The sequence below is a fragment of the Paenibacillus nitricinens genome (assembly GCF_052056485.1).
Taxonomy (GTDB): domain Bacteria; phylum Bacillota; class Bacilli; order Paenibacillales; family Paenibacillaceae; genus Paenibacillus_AQ; species Paenibacillus_AQ nitricinens.
In genome coordinates, this window is the sequence record NZ_CP183948.1 from 23,181 (window position 1) to 39,826 (window position 16,646).

Annotated in this window: 14 protein-coding genes and 3 rRNA genes; 15 read left to right on the forward strand and 2 right to left on the reverse strand. The window is 46.2% G+C overall.

Translation table 11 applies throughout. The annotated features are described in order from the left end of the window. The 5 genes from ACN6KS_RS00095 (at position 1) to ACN6KS_RS00115 (ending at position 7,247) form a co-directional block, all read left to right on the forward strand. Positions 1-1,152 carry an amidohydrolase family protein gene (locus tag ACN6KS_RS00095; RefSeq protein WP_440961085.1) on the forward strand — a complete coding sequence of 384 codons (1,152 nt, stop codon included), beginning with the start codon at positions 1-3 and terminating at the stop codon, positions 1,150-1,152. Between the two features lie 424 nt (positions 1,153-1,576). Continuing rightward, positions 1,577-3,134, forward strand: a 16S ribosomal RNA gene (locus ACN6KS_RS00100). Between the two features lie 264 nt (positions 3,135-3,398). Further along, positions 3,399-6,327, forward strand: a 23S ribosomal RNA gene (locus ACN6KS_RS00105). 133 nt (positions 6,328-6,460) lie between these two features. Continuing rightward, positions 6,461-6,577 (forward strand): 5S ribosomal RNA (rrf, locus tag ACN6KS_RS00110). The 16S, 23S and 5S rRNA genes sit together here, the layout of an rRNA operon. A gap of 256 nt (positions 6,578-6,833) precedes the next feature. Continuing rightward, positions 6,834-7,247 (forward strand): hypothetical protein, encoded by a 414-nt coding sequence (locus ACN6KS_RS00115; protein WP_094877212.1) that lies wholly within the window; start codon positions 6,834-6,836, stop codon positions 7,245-7,247. Positions 7,248-7,319: 72 nt separating this feature from the next. On the opposite strand, the gene ACN6KS_RS00120 is transcribed toward ACN6KS_RS00115, so the two are convergent. After that, positions 7,320-7,844 carry a hypothetical protein gene (locus tag ACN6KS_RS00120; protein WP_341133468.1) on the reverse strand — a complete coding sequence of 175 codons (525 nt, stop codon included), beginning with the start codon at positions 7,842-7,844 and terminating at the stop codon, positions 7,320-7,322. A gap of 208 nt (positions 7,845-8,052) precedes the next feature. Here ACN6KS_RS00120 and ACN6KS_RS00125 point away from each other — a divergent pair, with 208 nt between their 5' ends. From ACN6KS_RS00125 to rsmI, 10 genes are all read left to right on the forward strand, one after another. After that, positions 8,053-8,238, forward strand: a complete 186-nt coding sequence (locus tag ACN6KS_RS00125) for a sigma factor G inhibitor Gin (protein WP_042123074.1) — start codon at positions 8,053-8,055, stop codon at positions 8,236-8,238. 209 nt (positions 8,239-8,447) lie between these two features. Then, complete coding sequence (locus ACN6KS_RS00130; RefSeq protein ID WP_440961086.1) at positions 8,448-9,989, forward strand: aminotransferase class I/II-fold pyridoxal phosphate-dependent enzyme; 1,542 nt, start codon at positions 8,448-8,450, stop codon at positions 9,987-9,989. Next, positions 9,990-10,631: a dTMP kinase gene (tmk, locus tag ACN6KS_RS00135; RefSeq protein ID WP_094877214.1), complete on the forward strand. Its 642-nt coding sequence runs from the start codon at positions 9,990-9,992 to the stop codon at positions 10,629-10,631. It begins immediately after the preceding gene. Between the two features lie 124 nt (positions 10,632-10,755). Then, positions 10,756-11,085 carry a cyclic-di-AMP receptor gene (locus ACN6KS_RS00140; RefSeq protein ID WP_042183817.1) on the forward strand — a complete coding sequence of 110 codons (330 nt, stop codon included), beginning with the start codon at positions 10,756-10,758 and terminating at the stop codon, positions 11,083-11,085. 49 nt (positions 11,086-11,134) lie between these two features. Next, a complete protein-coding gene (locus ACN6KS_RS00145; protein WP_094872035.1) occupies positions 11,135-11,578 on the forward strand; it encodes a YaaR family protein in 444 nt (147 codons plus the stop codon). 117 nt (positions 11,579-11,695) lie between these two features. Further along, entirely contained in the window at positions 11,696-12,670 is a 975-nt protein-coding gene (holB, locus tag ACN6KS_RS00150; RefSeq protein WP_094872033.1) for a DNA polymerase III subunit delta', read from the forward strand. A gap of 139 nt (positions 12,671-12,809) precedes the next feature. Continuing rightward, the gene (locus tag ACN6KS_RS00155; RefSeq protein WP_042123087.1) at positions 12,810-13,610 is read left to right on the forward strand and encodes a PSP1 domain-containing protein; all 801 of its coding nucleotides are present in this window, start codon (positions 12,810-12,812) and stop codon (positions 13,608-13,610) included. A 31-nt stretch (positions 13,611-13,641) separates the two neighbouring features. Further along, positions 13,642-14,007 carry a DNA replication initiation control protein YabA gene (gene yabA / locus ACN6KS_RS00160; RefSeq protein ID WP_042123089.1) on the forward strand — a complete coding sequence of 122 codons (366 nt, stop codon included), beginning with the start codon at positions 13,642-13,644 and terminating at the stop codon, positions 14,005-14,007. Between the two features lie 124 nt (positions 14,008-14,131). Continuing rightward, a complete protein-coding gene (locus ACN6KS_RS00165) occupies positions 14,132-14,905 on the forward strand; it encodes a tRNA1(Val) (adenine(37)-N6)-methyltransferase (protein ID WP_440961087.1) in 774 nt (257 codons plus the stop codon). After that, on the forward strand, positions 14,902-15,816 hold the full coding sequence (rsmI, locus tag ACN6KS_RS00170; protein ID WP_440961088.1) for a 16S rRNA (cytidine(1402)-2'-O)-methyltransferase: 915 nt from the start codon (positions 14,902-14,904) through the stop codon (positions 15,814-15,816). The genes ACN6KS_RS00165 and rsmI overlap by 4 nt, the downstream gene beginning before the upstream one ends. A 324-nt stretch (positions 15,817-16,140) precedes the next feature. Here rsmI and ACN6KS_RS00175 read toward each other — a convergent pair whose 3' ends face one another. Further along, entirely contained in the window at positions 16,141-16,395 is a 255-nt protein-coding gene (locus tag ACN6KS_RS00175) for an AbrB/MazE/SpoVT family DNA-binding domain-containing protein (protein WP_042123095.1), read from the reverse strand. Positions 16,396-16,646: the final 251 nt, after the last annotated feature.

Here is a 16,646-nt window from a genome sequence, read left to right on the forward strand (position 1 = left end):
ATGATCCATAAGCATCCAGAGCTACATACATTCATGGATATTCATATAGCAGGCATCGAAGGAAAACGTTTTAATGTTGTGATCAAGGATGGCTATTTTTCATCTATTACTGAAGCGGAGCCGCAACAAAATAATACAACTCCTACAGGCACAGAACTATGGATAACGCCTGGTATTATTGATCTTCATACGCATCTTGCTTGGACAGACTTTGATCATACGGACCAATTGAAGCGCGACTCCCATCAGATCGAGGCCATGCAGGCGCAAGCATTTGAGGCTACTCTAAGGACTGGTGTAACGACTGTACGGGATGCAGGAGGAATTACCCCCAGCACAGTGAAGCATCTTGTTCAGCAGTATCAGCAGCCTTTAAGAGTGCATACGAGCAGTGAGATGCTTGGAGCAGCAGATGCCCGTGGATTTAAGTATTTGGAACAACGGATGGCGCAAATCTTTGCTACAGGAGCGGGCTGGATAAAAATCATGTCCACAGTCGGTCTTGGGGCACCCACCGAGAAAGTCGTAGATCCGATCTTTTCCGAAGAAGAGTTCGCATTCATTGTTCGTAATGCACATGCTTATGATAAGAAGGTACTGGTTCATACCTGGGGTGGAGTAACGATAGACTGGTCCATTCAGGCCGGCGTGGAATCTATAGAGCATGGGATGTTTCTAACTGAAGATCAGGCAGGGAGACTTGCTAGTTCAGGGGTGGCTTTTGTACCTACTACATCTATCTATCGCATTGCTGCAGATCCGAAAGGCGTTCTAGCCTTGAACCCGATTATTTGCGAACGAGCTGCCCGCGCTGCTGAATCGCATTCCAAAGCCATTAATTATGCAAAAAGAGAAGGCGTTCGTATAGGATTCGGTACAGATTATGCTACACCTTCATTACATGGTTATAACCTTCAAGAGCTGGATACGTTGATTGATTATGGCTTAACACGCAAAGAAGCATGGCAATCTGCTACTAAAAGCGCTGCTGATATTCTAGGGAATGGAAATGAGCTGGGGCAGATTGCAGAGGGTTTTATTGCAGATGCTGTTATTTTCAATGTTGATCCATACCAGGCCTATAATGCGGAGATACTTCGAAACAGTATCGTTTCCGTAATTACTGGAGCGAAGGAAGCGGAATTAATTTAGATTCTTTTAAGCTCTCTTCTAAAAACAACTGATATCTTTTGCAGTTGTTTTTCTTTTATATTATGGAATGTATACAAGGCAACAGTATATAAAGATAGAGTGTAATCATTAATACTTGATTTATGGTTTTTAAATATTTGAAAAAAGTGTTGCAATGAATCTCTATACATGATATATTCTAAGTCCGGCCAAGAAATACACATGCCGAGCTCGAAAAAGAAGTTAAAAAAAGAGCTTGACATTAAATAGCCGAACATGATATAGTATAAGAGTTGCTGCTGAGACATTAAACAGCGCCAACGAGAACTTGATCTTTGAAAACTGAACAACGAGTGAGTAGGAAATCACGAAAGTGAATTCCAAAATTAGAGAATTAATTTTCTCGTCAGATGTTTCAAAATGAGCATATCGCTCTTTTCAATACTAATTGGAGAGTTTGATCCTGGCTCAGGACGAACGCTGGCGGCGTGCCTAATACATGCAAGTCGAGCGGAGTCATTTTGAAAGCTTGCTTTCAAAATGACTTAGCGGCGGACGGGTGAGTAACACGTAGGCAACCTGCCCCTTAGACTGGGATAACTACCGGAAACGGTAGCTAATACCGGATAATTTCTTTTTTCTCCTGAAGAAAGAATGAAAGACGGAGCAATCTGTCACTGAGGGATGGGCCTGCGGCGCATTAGCTAGTTGGTGGGGTAACGGCCCACCAAGGCGACGATGCGTAGCCGACCTGAGAGGGTGAACGGCCACACTGGGACTGAGACACGGCCCAGACTCCTACGGGAGGCAGCAGTAGGGAATCTTCCGCAATGGACGAAAGTCTGACGGAGCAACGCCGCGTGAGTGATGAAGGTTTTCGGATCGTAAAGCTCTGTTGCCAGGGAAGAACGTCCGGTAGAGTAACTGCTATCGGAGTGACGGTACCTGAGAAGAAAGCCCCGGCTAACTACGTGCCAGCAGCCGCGGTAATACGTAGGGGGCAAGCGTTGTCCGGAATTATTGGGCGTAAAGCGCGCGCAGGCGGTCATTTAAGTCTGGTGTTTAAACCTTGGGCTCAACCTGAGGTCGCACTGGAAACTGGGTGACTTGAGTACAGAAGAGGAAAGTGGAATTCCACGTGTAGCGGTGAAATGCGTAGATATGTGGAGGAACACCAGTGGCGAAGGCGACTTTCTGGGCTGTAACTGACGCTGAGGCGCGAAAGCGTGGGGAGCAAACAGGATTAGATACCCTGGTAGTCCACGCCGTAAACGATGAGTGCTAGGTGTTAGGGGTTTCGATACCCTTGGTGCCGAAGTTAACACAGTAAGCACTCCGCCTGGGGAGTACGGTCGCAAGACTGAAACTCAAAGGAATTGACGGGGACCCGCACAAGCAGTGGAGTATGTGGTTTAATTCGAAGCAACGCGAAGAACCTTACCAGGTCTTGACATCCCTCTGAATCTGCTAGAGATAGCAGCGGCCTTCGGGACAGAGGAGACAGGTGGTGCATGGTTGTCGTCAGCTCGTGTCGTGAGATGTTGGGTTAAGTCCCGCAACGAGCGCAACCCTTAACTTTAGTTGCCAGCAAGTAATGTTGGGCACTCTAGAGTGACTGCCGGTGACAAACCGGAGGAAGGTGGGGATGACGTCAAATCATCATGCCCCTTATGACCTGGGCTACACACGTACTACAATGGCCGGTACAACGGGAAGCGAAACCGCGAGGTGAAGCCAATCCCATCAAAGCCGGTCTCAGTTCGGATTGCAGGCTGCAACTCGCCTGCATGAAGTCGGAATTGCTAGTAATCGCGGATCAGCATGCCGCGGTGAATACGTTCCCGGGTCTTGTACACACCGCCCGTCACACCACGAGAGTTTACAACACCCGAAGTCGGTGGGGTAACCCGCAAGGGAGCCAGCCGCCGAAGGTGGGGTAGATGATTGGGGTGAAGTCGTAACAAGGTAGCCGTATCGGAAGGTGCGGCTGGATCACCTCCTTTCTATGGAGAATCGTTTCCTGCAATGGAGACATTCAAATCGGAAGTTAAACTTCCAAAATAGGACCTTCGGGTTCGAACACTCACTCGTTGCTCAGTTTTGAGAGTTTAAGCTCTCAAGTAAGACTTGATCCTTGAAAACTGGATACCGAAACGAATTTGCGTTTTAGAACATCTTTTAGCAACTTGTGAAAACAAGTAAATGTTATTAGTGAGATTTTTCCAAGAGAAATGTCATTGTATGATATTTTCCTTAGGAAAAATCGAGGTTAAGCTAATAAGAGCACACGGAGGATGCCTAGGCGCCAGGAGCCGACGAAGGACGTGGCGAACAACGAAACTGCCTCGGGGAGCTGTAAGCAAGCTTTGATCCGGGGGTGTCCGAATGGGGAAACCCAGCTGTGGTAATTCGCAGTTACTCATCTCTGAACACATAGGAGATGTAGAGGCAGACCAGGGGAACTGAAACATCTAAGTACCCTGAGGAAGAGAAAACAATAGTGATTCCGTCAGTAGCGGCGAGCGAACGCGGAACAGCCTAAACCTAAGAGCTTGCTCTTAGGGGTTGTGGGACGTCTCACATGGAGTTACAAAGGAATATGGTAGGCGAAGAGGTCTGGAAAGGCCCGCGATAGAGGTAAAAGCCCTGTAGCCTAAACTGTGTTCTCTCCGAGACGGATCCCGAGTAGTGCGGGGCACGTGAAACCCCGTATGAATCCAGCAGGACCATCTGCTAAGGCTAAATACTACCTGGCGACCGATAGTGAAACAGTACCGTGAGGGAAAGGTGAAAAGCACCCCGGAAGGGGAGTGAAATAGAACCTGAAACCGTGTGCTTACAAAAAGTCAGAGCCCTATTAATGGGTGATGGCGTGCCTTTTGTAGAATGAACCGGCGAGTTACGTTTAACATGCAAGGTTAAGTCGAGAAGACGGAGCCGCAGCGAAAGCGAGTCTGAATAGGGCGAATGAGTATGTGGACGTAGACCCGAAACCGTGTGATCTACCCCTGTCCAGGGTGAAGGTGCGGTAACACGCACTGGAGGCCCGAACCCACGCATGTTGAAAAATGCGGGGATGAGGTGGGGGTAGCGGAGAAATTCCAATCGAACTCGGAGATAGCTGGTTCTCCCCGAAATAGCTTTAGGGCTAGCCTCGGTATTAGAGTAGTGGAGGTAGAGCACTGATTGGGTGCGGGGTCCGCAAGGATTACCAAGCTCAGTCAAACTCCGAATGCCATATACTTATTGCCGGGAGTCAGACAGTGAGTGCTAAGATCCATTGTCAAAAGGGAAACAGCCCAGACCATCAGCTAAGGTCCCCAAGTGTGTGTTAAGTGGGAAAGGATGTGGAGTTGCACAGACAACCAGGATGTTGGCTTAGAAGCAGCCACCATTGAAAGAGTGCGTAATAGCTCACTGGTCGAGTGACTCTGCGCCGAAAATGTAACGGGGCTAAACACACCACCGAAGCTATGGCTAGATACGTATGTATCTGGGGTAGGGGAGCGTTGTATGTGGGTTGAAGGTGTACCGTAAGGAGCGCTGGACAGCATACAAGTGAGAATGCCGGTATGAGTAACGAAAAGATCAGTGAGAATCTGATCCGCCGAAAGCCCAAGGTTTCCTGAGGAAGGCTCGTCCGCTCAGGGTAAGTCGGGACCTAAGGCGAGGCCGAAAGGCGTAGTCGAAGGACAACAGTTTGAAATTACTGTACCACCGTAATCCGCTATGAGCGATGGGGTGACGCAGGAGGGTAGTGACGCGGACTGATGGATATGTCCGTCTAAGCAGTGAGGCTGATGTGTAGGCAAATCCGCACATCGTTAAGGCTGGGCTGTGATGGGGAGCGAAAATTACAGTAGCGAAGGTCATGATCTCACACTGCCAAGAAAAGCCTCTAGCCAGGAGAAGGTGCCCGTACCGCAAACCGACACAGGTAGGCGAGAAGAGAATTCTAAGGCGCGCGGAAGAACTCTCGTTAAGGAACTCGGCAAAATGACCCCGTAACTTCGGGAGAAGGGGTGCCCCGGTAGTGTGAATAGCACGAGGGGGCCGCAGTGAAAAGGCCCAAGCGACTGTTTAGCAAAAACACAGGTCTGTGCGAAGCCGCAAGGCGAAGTATACGGGCTGACGCCTGCCCGGTGCTGGAAGGTTAAGGGGAGTGGTTAGGAGCAATCCGAAGCTATGAACCGAAGCCCCAGTAAACGGCGGCCGTAACTATAACGGTCCTAAGGTAGCGAAATTCCTTGTCAGGTAAATTCTGACCCGCACGAATGGCGTAACGACTTGGGCGCTGTCTCAACGAGAGATCCGGTGAAATTTTAATACCTGTGAAGATGCAGGTTACCCGCGACAAGACGGAAAGACCCCATGGAGCTTTACTGCAGCTTGATATTGAATTTGGGTACGATCTGTACAGGATAGGTGGGAGCCGTAGAAATCGGAGCGCAAGCTTCGGTGGAGGCGCCGTTGGGATACCACCCTGATCGTATCTAGGTTCTAACCTAGTACCGTAATCCGGTACGGGGACCGTGTCAGGCGGGCAGTTTGACTGGGGCGGTCGCCTCCTAAAGAGTAACGGAGGCGTTCCAAGGTTCCCTCAGAATGGTTGGAAATCATTCGAAGAGTGCAAAGGCATAAGGGAGCTTGACTGCGAGACCTACAAGTCGAGCAGGGACGAAAGTCGGACTTAGTGATCCGGTGGTACCGCATGGAAGGGCCATCGCTCAACGGATAAAAGCTACCCTGGGGATAACAGGCTTATCTCCCCCAAGAGTCCACATCGACGGGGAGGTTTGGCACCTCGATGTCGGCTCATCGCATCCTGGGGCTGAAGTAGGTCCCAAGGGTTGGGCTGTTCGCCCATTAAAGCGGTACGCGAGCTGGGTTCAGAACGTCGTGAGACAGTTCGGTCCCTATCTGTCGTGGGCGCAGGAAATTTGAGAGGAGCTGTCCTTAGTACGAGAGGACCGGGATGGACGTACCGCTGGTGCACCAGTTGTTTCGCCAGAAGCATGGCTGGGTAGCTACGTACGGACGGGATAAGCGCTGAAAGCATCTAAGCGTGAAGCCCCCCTCAAGATGAGATTTCCCAATTAGTAAGACCCCTTGAAGACGACGAGGTAGATAGGTTGGAGGTGGAAGTGCAGTAATGCATGGAGCTGACCAATACTAATCGGTCGAGGGCTTATCCTATACTTAAAACGCAAATTCGATTCGGATTCAGTTTTCAGGCGATTAAGCCTGTAACCAATAAGCTGCATGTCCTTTCTGAGGACTGATATTTTCTAGCAGCGATTTCGAGAAGCGAAAGCTTCGAAAAATCATGTTTGGTGGCGATAGCGGAGGGGTTCCACGCGTACCCATCCCGAACACGACCGTTAAGCCCTCCAGCGCCGATGGTACTTGGACCGAAGGGTCCTGGGAGAGTAGGACGTTGCCAAGCAGATTAAGCCATTGTTGATAATATCAGCAGTGGCTTTTTTTCTTTTTTTATTATGCAAGTATTTAAGGATAGTAATAACATTAGTATAGGTTACTGTGGAATGACATTTTTGTTACCGACGCTGCGGTGGATACAAGTATAATAGAAAAGTGCTAATAGTTAGCAGATCTTTAATACGAAGGAACTACTCATAAATTCTAACTTTGAATTTTCTTGTGTCTTTAGATGCATTGTAGAGGTAGGGAGGATTTAAGGCATGAAACAATTAAAAATATTTAAGTTAATAATGATTTCTTGTATTTTAACTTTAATACTGGCAAGCTGCGGGACTAAAGAACCTAAGTGGGATACTTTTGAGAGTGCACTCATTGAGAAAAGCTTTCCTGTCCCGCATGAAGCAAACTCACCAGACCAGACTACTACTAACGTTGCTATGGATTATGTACGTTATTCTTTACCTGGATTAAAGGAGAAGAATGGTATTCCGGATCCTTATTTGGAAGCTATTAAAGCCTGGGGATGGACAGAACAGGAAGATGATGATAGTGATTCTTCGGGTGTTTTTCTGAAGGATGGGTTAACGGTTCATTTAACAGTGCATGATGATTATTTTGTAGTGATGATTCCTAAAGAAAAGAAGACCTCCATTAAAGGCCTTAAGACAAAATAAAGAATCGCCATCCCTAAGGATGGCGGTTTATTTTTTAATAAGTGAAAATAATAAGAGATGTACTGATGCACTTTACTGAGAGTAATAGGATACATCGGTCGGATTGAATTTTAGCATACCTCCCTGATCCTGTCGATTCAGTCTGAACAGGGTATAAAGACGAGGCAGTAGGAGCCATAAGTGGCAAGTGATCAGTGAGACTGTAAATGCTGGCGGTGACCAGAAAATAAAGAGTGCTGCAATACAAAGACCGATATAGAAATTATGTAGCTGTACTTTACGGAATATACGGTAGCTAATGTGTTGATCAGGCATAAACCCTAACCAAGGCAGTTTAAATGAGACAGACCATCTTTTTGAAATGGGGTGTCCTGAGATTAAAAGAACTGAGCGTGAAATGACATATTGAACCCAGAAGGCTACAGGCGCTGCTATGATTATGTAGAGAATGCTCCACCAGGAAAGAAATACGGTTTCGAGCACAAGGACTATTAAGGGAAGCATAATATAAATAGGCAGCAGGCGTACCGTTAGATTGACTTTTTTAATTAGTTTATATTGATAGAATGTAGCTGCACCTTTGGTAGTGGGTTCCATAGATTATAGTCTAACCTCCTCGTGAATTCGTATGTTCTTAATATCGGCGATTGGATGTATTTTATTAAACTGCGGCGGAAATTCACCGATATAACTGCAACGGAATATATATAATGCACGATACAAAGGATATGAAAAAACTATGAAAAGGTTTAAAATGATAGAAGGTGTATCATACTGTTCTTAAAAGAGTCAAGGTGGGATGGTTATGGAACAGCAAACCGGGCAAGCTTGTATCATTTGTGGACAGGTAAAAGAGGAAGGTATTGTGATTGTCTCGCATTTTATTTGTGAGGAATGTGAGGCTGAGATGATACGTACCGAGGCTGAAGATGCCAAGTACCGTTTTTTTATCGGCCGGATGAAGAAGATCGGATTGCAAAAGAATGCTTAAGTAGAGTAACTCTGTTAAATGATGCAATTAAGAGAGCGGTCTGGATGAAAGATACGAAGGCTGCATTAGTAATATTAAATACACGGCTTCCTCGTTCTTCAGGCGGGAGGAGCCGTTTTGTTGTCCAAAGGGCTGCTTTTACACTGAAGCGTAGGCGTTTTCGAATATTTACGTTAAAATAGAAGGAACCCTATGGGAAGGAATTTAATATGAATAAATTAGAACGTTGTAGGGCGCCTATATACGAAATGCTGGAACAATATAGAATGATGGGTAATAGATCATATCATGTGCCAGGTCATAAGAATGGAGAGGCATATGATGGCGTTGAAGGCGCTGGCTTTTTAGATGAGGTAATGAAGTATGATGTTACGGAAATTTCCGGAACGGATGATCTTCATCATCCTGAGGGAGTTATCAAGGAAGCGCAAGAGTTAGCCGCAGATTGCTTTGGAGCAGAGGAAAGCTTTTTTCTGGTTGGAGGGAGTACAGCAGGCAATCTGGCTCTTATTCTAACCGCTTGTCCCGAGCCTGGAATGATTATGATTCTTCAACGCAATGTGCATAAGTCAGTCATTCATGGACTGATGTTGGCCGGAGTACGTGCTGTTTTTCTGGAACCGCAGATAGACCCGCTTAGCGGTTTGGCAGTTGCGCCGGCGGCAGAAGCTGTTAAGGCTGCACTTGCAGCCTATCCCGAAGCCGCAGCTGTGCTTGTTACCATGCCGAATTATTATGGCATGGGTAGTGATCTTACGTCCCTCGCGCGTATTTGTCACGACAGCGGTGTACCGCTGCTTGTGGATGAGGCGCACGGGGCGCATTATGGGCAGCACCCGGCGCTGCCAGCCGGGGCACTTGCTTGTGGCGCGGACGGCGTCGTGCAGTCCACGCACAAGATGCTCACAGCGATGACCATGGGCGCTATGCTGCATGTTCAGGGGCCGCGGCTCGACCGCGCCCTGCTCCGGCAGCGGCTCGCTATGGTGCAGAGCTCCAGCCCATCATATCCTATGATGGCGTCGCTGGATCTTGCCCGGCGGCTGTTGCACAGCCGGGGCAATGATGCCTTCACGGCGGGGCTGGCCGCCGTGGACGTCCTGAGGCGCGGGCTCGCGGAGCTGCCGCGCTACGGACTAGTGCAGCCGGCAAAGCCGCTGCACCCGAATACGCCGCCTGATTCTTTGGCGGCGTACGTGACACAGGACCCCTTTAAAGTCGTCATTTATGACGCCACCGGGGTCCTGAGCGGCTTCGAGCTGCAGCACAAGCTCGAAGCAAAGGGCTGCGTGCCGGAGATGAGCGACGAACGGCACGTAGTGCTGTTGTTCAGCCTTGGATCAAAGGCTGAAGACGCAGATCAACTGCTGCAGACGCTGCGAGAAATAGATTCGGAGGAACCTTACGAATCACTGAACGCTCCCGACTTATCAGGTTCTCGCAATATTTCCACGTGGAACAATTTCCATTCTTTGCAAATTTCAAATCCTGTCCCCTTCTCATTGAAGCCGGTGTCAGCGAATGAGATTGAAAGCATTGATCTTAAACAATGTGTGGATAGAGTGGCGGCAGAGATGGTTATTCCCTATCCACCAGGCATCCCAATATTATATCCGGGTGAAGTGATCACAGATCTGATCCAAAGAAGGCTGGCAGGTTTAGCTAAAGGAGGCGCCAAATTTCAGGCTTGTGCTGATCCGGTCTTGCAGCGTATTGAGGTATATAACATTAAGAAGGGCGGAGAAGCATAAGTGGGAAAAGAAGGTTTCTTTATAACATTAGAAGGGGGCGAAGGCTCCGGAAAAACAACGGTACTAGGTAGAGTAGCAGCCTATTTACAGAACCGGTCCATGCCTTATCGAATTACACGTGAGCCGGGTGGCGTTGAGATTGCTGAGAAGATTCGCTCCATTATTCTTGATCCTTCCCATACAGCTATGGATGCGCGTACAGAGGCATTGCTATACGCTGCAGCAAGAAGCCAACATCTCGCTGAAGTCGTTGAACCGGCTCTTAGAGAAGGGCTTACTGTGCTCTGTGACCGCTTTGTAGACAGCAGCCTTGTTTATCAAGGGCATGCGAGAGGGCTCGGAATGGATGAGGTATGGAGTATTAATCGTTTTGCGATTGGGAACCGGATGCCGGATCTAACCTTTTATCTGGATGTAGATCCAGAGATAGGGTTGTCACGAATTGCAGCGAATGAAGAACGGGAAATCAATCGCCTGGATCTGGAAAGTCTTTCTTTTCATCAAAAGGTTCGTGAAGGCTATCAATTATTAATCCAGGACAATCCGGACAGAATAGTAGTTCTGGATGCTAATCGCCCGATCCATATGGTAGAACAAGATATTGTGAGAACTCTTGAAGAGAGAGTATTAAAGGGTTTTTAGGGTGTTTTGTCTAATATACTAAGAGAAGTGACATATAATTAGGCATGTGCTTATGATGTAAGGGTTACTACGAGAGGGCTTTCAGTAGTAATACACCATAAAATTATTGGGAGGGAATGCGAAGATGAAGTTGATCATTGCAATTATCCAGGATAAAGACAGTAACCGGTTGTCCAGCGAGCTAGTCAAAGCCAATTTCCGTGCTACTAAACTTGCAAGTACAGGTGGATTTCTACGGGCAGGGAATACGACATTTATGATCGGGGTAGAAGACAGTCAGATTGAATCTGTATTAACCGTAATCCGAAACAGCTGTAAAGTCCGTGAGCAATTAGTTACTCCGGTAACACCGATGAGTGGAACAACGGATTCGTATTTGCCACTTCCTGTCGAAGTACAAGTCGGTGGAGCTACTGTATTCGTACTTCCTGTAGATCGTTTTGAACATTATTAAGTATAATATAGAGTAGCAAGTCATTTACAAAAAGGGCGGTAGATAACCTTTGAAGATCAATCCGGGGTATAGGCCCTTGAAGAGTGAAATGACAAATGCAGAAGGGGCTAATAAACCCGTTCAGCAAAAAACATTCTCTGATGTTTTTCAGCAGCAAAGTGAACAGAAAACCAAAGACGAACTAAATCGCCAGATCAAAGAGATACAGTCTCAAGGGGATCGTTTATCTAAGTCCATGACGATTCGTGAACTCACTATATACCGGATGATGATCAAAAGGTTTCTGGAAGAAACGGCTCGAAGAGGCGTTACTCTGAAAGAAACACGCGGATGGGATCGGCGTGGCCGTGGCAAGCGTTACAAGCTGCTTGAGGAAATTGATTCGGCTTTGCTATCTATGGCAGATGATTTGCTGAATAGCGAGCAGGGCCGGATAGATTTGTTGGGACGTGTTGGAGAAATCCGCGGGTTGTTAATCAACCTTTCTTTTTAAATTATAAGAAAGTATATGCTTTACACTATACTTTATCCTTATATTTCTTGATTAAACACTTACCGTCCTTATAAGGGCGCCGAAGGCGTTTATGTTTGAAAGTTTTGGGAGGAAATTATGCCTTTTCATGATATAGTAGGCCAGGAGAACGCCACGCGGCTACTCCAAAATGCCTTGCGCAAAGAAGCTGTGAGTCATGCTTATTTATTTACAGGGCCAGCAGGCAGTGGACAAATGAAAACGGCGCTGATGTTTGCCCAAGCTATATTTTGTACCCAGAGCAAGGACGATGCCTGTGGGGAATGCCTGGAGTGCCGCAAAGTAGAGCATGGAAACCACCCTGATTTGTCACTGCTGCAGCCAGATGGGGCAAGTATTAAAATAGATCAAATCCGTGAGCTGCAGCGCGTCTTTTCCTATCGGTCAGAGGGTGTGAATCCGAAAGTATATATTATAGATGGAGCAGACAAAATGACGGTACAAGCTGCCAATAGTCTGCTGAAATTTCTGGAGGAACCACCAGCTCCGGCTGTTGGAATCTTAATTTCTGATAATAGCCGTTCCTTATTGCCAACCATTCAGTCGCGGACCCAGCGGATTCCATTTAGTCCGTTAAACCCGGATATTATGCTCCAAGCTCTGGCAAGTGAGGGCGTTCCCATACCCTTAGCTCGATGTGCAGTATCACTTAGTTCAGGATTTGATGGTTGCAGGAAACTTTTGGAACAGAATTGGTTTGCAGAAATGAGAAATGTAATGTTACAATTAGCTAAGGAGTCCTTAGGCAAGGGCAGCTCCGCTGTAGCAACTGCTGGGCAGAAGCTGTTCAAGACCGGACTCGCTGAACATTTGGATATCTTCTTCAGCATGTTCCATCTGTGGTTTAAAGATATGCTTTACTTCCTGTATCGTAAGCATGAGAGTATCGTTTTCATAGATCAGTTAGACTTTATTTCCAGGCATGCCCGTGAGCGGAGTGCGGAACAATGGGTGGCTTATATGGGATTTGCTGCAGAGAGTTCGAAGAAGCTGCGATCCAATGCCAATGCCCAGTTGTGTCTGGAGCAGTTTTTAATCCGACTGGAAAGTTAAAGGATTAGTTATGATATATCCTCCGGATGTCGCTTTACCTGGAAATATCGTTTTAACAGACGAGGAAGGACAAGCATGGATCATCAGGGAGCGGACATGCCCATAGGTTCCTTTTACCGGCAAACAAGGGGGTTAATTTTTGTACAGCGTAGTAGGTGTCCGTTTTAAAAAAGCGGGTAAAATATATTATTTTGATCCACTTGATTTTCCGATTGAACGGGATCAATATGTTATTGTGGAGACAGCACGTGGGGTTGAATACGGTAAAGTTGTCGTAGGTAAAAAAGAGGTGGAAGAATCCGACGTAGTTTTGCCCCTCAAAAAAGTGATGCGTATTGCCGGAGAAACCGACGCACGCGTAGTTGAAGAGAACAAAGGGGCCGCTAAAGAGGCTTTTACCACCTGTTTAAATAAAATACGCGACCATGGTCTCAAAATGAAGCTCGTCGATGTAGAGTTTACTTTTGACCGTAATAAGATTATATTTTACTTTACGGCCGAAGGACGGGTCGACTTTAGAGAATTGGTTAAAGATCTAGCAAGTATTTTCCGGACCCGCATTGAGCTACGGCAAATTGGGGTGCGTGATGAGGCTAAAATGCTAGGTGGACTTGGACCTTGTGGGCGAGTACTTTGTTGTTCATCTTGGTTAGGGGATTTTGAACCCGTATCCATTAAAATGGCGAAGGATCAGAACCTGTCACTTAATCCGACGAAGATTTCAGGACTTTGTGGACGTCTGATGTGTTGTTTGAAATTTGAGCATGACAATTATGAGAGTGTGAAGGAAGAAATGCCAGCGGTCGGCAAGATTGTCGTGACCTCATTGGGTGATGGCAAAGTAGTAGGACTTAATGCCGGAAGCCGTACGGTTCATGTACAGTTGTTTGAAGTGGGCAAAGTTAAGGAACTTCCAATGGATGATGTTGTCGTCAAGTAAACCATTATAAGGTTACTTTCGGGGTGGAAACTTGGAGAAGAAAAATATATTTGCACACATGCAGGATATGGAAGCACAGATGGAAACGATGCGCGCCAATCTTGGAGAATGGAAACAGACGGTAAAAGAGCTGATGGAAGCTAATCAGAGGTTAACTCTGGAGAATGAACAGCTTCGCAAAATTTTAAAGCGGGATGCACCTTTGGATCCTACCGTAGATTCTGCGGAGGCGGAAGCTCTTTTAGCTGCCGGAGAGGGAACAGAAGAGGTTGTCGGGGAAGGTTATGACAACTTGGCCCGGCTTTACCATGAAGGCTTTCACATCTGTAATGTTTATTTTGGACATTTACGTACGGAAGGTGATTGTCTGTTCTGTCTTTCTTTTCTTAATAAATGAGGATATCCAGCCGTAGGAGATTGATCCTACGGTTTTTTTTGAATTTTAGCTGAATGAAGATAGTCTTGTTTCGATGATTATGCACAGAGATTTTAGCTCAACAAAAATTTTAGGAGATTACTACATGACAAATTCTTTTAACGATATATCTGTTCCTTTGCTGCCGACGGAGCGGGTGGATGATTTATTAACGCATGACTTGCGAATTATTCAAAGTGATGAAGTATTCAGCTTTTCTATGGATGCTGTACTGCTTGCCCGTTTCGCCAGCGTTCCGCCCCGTGGGAGAGTCCTGGATCTTTGTACTGGAAATGGCGTAATTCCTATTTTGATGACGACCCGAACTAAAGCTTCTATAGAAGGGATTGAAATTCAGCCCCGTTTAGCGGATATGGCTCGGCGTAGCGTGGCTCTAAATGGGCTACAGGATCAGGTTGTGATGCATGAAGGCGATTTACGTGAGTTATATAAAGTGGCAGGGCATGGCGTATATGATGCGATAACAGTCAATCCTCCTTATATGCCGCTTAACGGCAGTGACCTCAAGCTGAACACTCATCAGGCTATGGCTCGTCATGAAATCGGATGTACACTGGAGGAGGTTATTCAAGCCTGTGTGAGACTGGTTCGCACCGGAGGAAAGGTAAGTATGGTTCACAAGCCACAACGATTGGTCGATATTATTAGTTTGATGAGAAAATATAGGCTCGAGCCCAAAATTATCCGCTTTGTACATCCACGTGCGCATCTGGAGGCTAACATGGTATTAATCGAAGCGATGCGTGATGGTAAGCCGGAGGTTCGTTTACATCCACCACTCATTGTATATAATGAGGACAATCAATACTGTCCAGAAATTATGGACATCTACTATGGTGCTAAAGAGGGTAAATCATGACGATATCATGCCAAAGCAGTTTTCAGAACAATAACAATACACATAAGCAGGAATCAACCGGTTCACTCTTTTTGGTGGCAACACCGATCGGTAATTTAGAGGATATGACTTATCGTGCTGTTCGCACATTGCAGGAATGCGATATTATTGCAGCTGAGGATACAAGACAAACCCGAAAATTGTTGAGTCATTTTGAAATTACACCCTCTATGCTGTTCAGTTATCATGAGCATAATAAGGCTGCCAGTGGACCTGAACTTATCCGCTATATAATAGAAGGAAAAAATTTGGCTCTCGTCAGCGATGCCGGTTTACCAGCCATTTCTGACCCTGGTGCAGACCTTGTAGCCCTTGCCATAAGTCACGGTATACCAGTAATTCCTATACCTGGAGCTAACGCAGCTTTGTCAGCATTGATTGCCTCTGGTCTGCCTACGACTACTTTCACTTTTGTCGGCTTCTTACCTCGAGAACGTAAAGATATCCGTGCGGTATTAAGTCCACTTCGTTCGGCGCAAGGAACTATATTGTTCTACGAATCTCCACATCGCGTGGTGAAGACACTGGCTCATCTCCATGAAGCATTTGGCAATCGGCGAATTGTGCTTGCTCGTGAACTGACGAAGAGATATGAGGAGTTTCTACGTGGGACGATCGAGGAATGTACGGATTGGCTCGCTGAACATCCACCGCTTGGTGAGTATGTCATTGTCGTTGAAGGTGAGAGCAAGGAAGATGCTGAAATGGCGGAATCGGCTTGGTGGCGGACGTTAAGTATTGAAGAACATGTTGCTCATTACGAAGCAGCAGACATGCCTCGTAAAGAAGCTATGAAAAAAACGGCCTCTGATCGTGGTGTGTCAAAGCGTGATATTTACAACGCACTTCTGGATAAAGCTAAGCAGGAGTAAGTACTATTAATGGATTCTAATTCTAAGAGGTTAACAAGGAGCGAAGGATATTACGAAGCTGACGAGGTTATAGCCTGAAGGTGGTTCCCAAAAGGAAGCCCATTATAGACCAGAGCAAGGTAAAAACTCGGATTACTTCGTGCTCTCACCGTATTACCCATCATTAATAGGTGTCATGGGGGGAGTAAAGCCTTTAGACACCTTTTGGGGTGGGAAACACAGGTAATTGCAGAAAAAAAATACCTCCCGCGGTCACGGGAGGTCAAGGAGATATGAAAAGGTTAGAATTAACAATTTGATTAGTTCTATTATATACTATTTATTTTAGTTTGTCACAGGGGTAGGGATAGTAGAAATGCATTCATGACAAACTATTTTTCCTTTGAAGTAAGTTACGTTCTCAGCGTTGCCGCAGAAAATGCAGGCAGGCTCATATTTTTTAAGCATAATGCGTTCACCATCAACGTAAATTTCAAGTGCGTCTTTTTCACCAATGCCAAGAGTACGGCGCAATTCGATGGGAATAACTACCCGTCCAAGTTCGTCTACTTTTCTTACAATTCCTGTTGATTTCATCATACCAATCGTTACTCCTCTCAATGTTCCAAAAACGTCATTATTCGACATTGTTCACTGTTTTATGATATTCATAATACCAACGATTCCCAAAACAGTCAACCTTTTTTCATAGGTTGAATTAAGAACTTTTTCACTAAAACTTTGAATTGCCTATACCAATTGCGAATTCTAAATAAAAAGTAAAAATAAACTTTGTCGATTTACCAAGACTAAAAACGTCATAATTCGACAAAGTACGACATAATTACTTA